The 1,213-nt window shown below is 54.0% G+C and carries 1 protein-coding gene; it reads right to left on the bottom strand.

What is annotated here, in order from left to right; translation table 11 throughout:
• Window positions 1–124 precede the first annotated feature (124 nt).
• A partial coding sequence (locus tag U5A58_RS40345) for a porin (protein WP_321918080.1) occupies window positions 125–1,213 on the bottom strand: 1,089 nt, incomplete at its 5' end.

Below are 1,213 nucleotides of genomic sequence, written 5' to 3'. Positions count from 1 at the left end.
GGGTCGGACAAGCTAACTAACCGACCCTACCCGATTGGCGTTACCCTATGTGCTTACCGCTGCCGACGTTTGAAGCGTGCCGCAATGAGGTAGCCTGAAAGAACGTGCGCAATGAACCTGGTTTTCAGAAGCGGTGTCGTATGCCCACGATCGCGAGCTCTTGCGAGGCTGTTCCACCCGCAGTATACGAATCCGCGATAACCGCTTGAGCCGGGCCAATTCCGTTCGTTCCGGACGCATGGCCATACCCGGCAGAGAAGTACAAGTCCGTTCGCTTCGACAGTGCGTAGTCTGCCGCGAAGGTAATCTGATGATAGGTAGCGGACGAGTCACCATGCGACTTCAGGTAGTCGTACCCGAGTTCAAGCATTGTCGTTTCCGTCATCTGCCATGCGGCAAAGACAGATCCATTGTTGTAGCGCTCAGCTGATCGAAAGGTCGAATCTGCATCCGCCAGATATTCAGCATAGCTGTAATACCCGCCGATGGTGACTGGACCAATTGCGTATGCAGCTCCAACTCGCGCAACGTTGTAACCACTTGCACTTGCGTACGCGGAATTCACGGGACTAAAGAAGCCGCCAGAAGCGCTTGAAAGCCCGCGGGTCGAGGTCCTGGCGTTGCCATTGTCCGCATGAAAGTAGCCTCCGGCCAACGTTAGCGCGCCGATCGAATAGTTCAATGCTGCACTGTAGGACTGACCTGAACCCAGTGAACCAGCGACGTTACCGAAACCGTATTGGAGCGCGATCTGAAGCCCCGCCCACGTCGGACTGGACCATTGGACAGCGTTATCGACTCGCGTCGTTCCGTCGGCGAGATCAATGTCCCCTGGTGCTGTGAAGTATTCGAGGAAGAAGTTACCTTGAACTGGCGCCACAAGGTTTAACATGCCGTCGAGTTGACGACCAAAGGTGAAAGTGCCGTATTGATCGCTTTTCAGTCCGACGAATGCTTGCCGGGAGAAAAGCCTCTTGGAATCCGTCGACGCACCACTATTAATATCGAACCAATTCTCGAGGGTGAAAATTGCGGACCAACCGGCACCTAAGTCCTCGCTTCCTCGAAAGCCGAAAACAGTTGGCGACATCTGTCCGCTCTGCATCGATAGAGAGTTGTTGGCCCCGCCATTATTGTGAACATATTGAATAGAGTTGTCTAGAACGCCGTACAGCGTGACAGACGATTGTGCAAACACGCTTGCAGAAAACCA

It is taken from the genome of Paraburkholderia sp. J7 (assembly GCF_905220155.1).
Lineage (GTDB): Bacteria > Pseudomonadota > Gammaproteobacteria > Burkholderiales > Burkholderiaceae > Paraburkholderia.
The sequence above is the reverse complement of the archived record's forward strand: the minus strand, read 5'-3'. Positions and strand labels throughout refer to the sequence as shown.